General features: G+C 60.0%; 2 tRNA genes. Both read left to right on the top strand.

Annotation, left to right across the window (positions count from 1 at the left end):
• Window position 1: 1 nt before the first annotated feature.
• A tRNA-Val gene (locus tag ACQRBV_RS27610) sits at window positions 2-77 on the top strand.
• A 55-nt stretch (window positions 78-132) separates the two neighbouring features.
• Window positions 133-205, top strand: a tRNA-Asp gene (locus ACQRBV_RS27605).

The raw sequence follows: 205 nt of genomic DNA, 5'->3' as shown, positions 1-205 counted from the left end.
AGGGTGATTAGCTCAGCTGGGAGAGCATCTGCCTTACAAGCAGAGGGTCGGCGGTTCGATCCCGTCATCACCCACCACTTCTTGAGAGTTTTGCCTTGGGGCAAGACGCAACGTTAAAGGTTGCACCGACGCGCAGCGGTAGTTCAGTCGGTTAGAATACCGGCCTGTCACGCCGGGGGTCGCGGGTTCGAGTCCCGTCCGCTGC

The sequence above is a fragment of the Pseudomonas sp. R11F genome (assembly GCF_050312575.1).
Classification (GTDB): domain Bacteria; phylum Pseudomonadota; class Gammaproteobacteria; order Pseudomonadales; family Pseudomonadaceae; genus Aquipseudomonas; species Aquipseudomonas palleroniana.
This window is presented reverse-complemented; position numbering and strand designations above follow the sequence as displayed.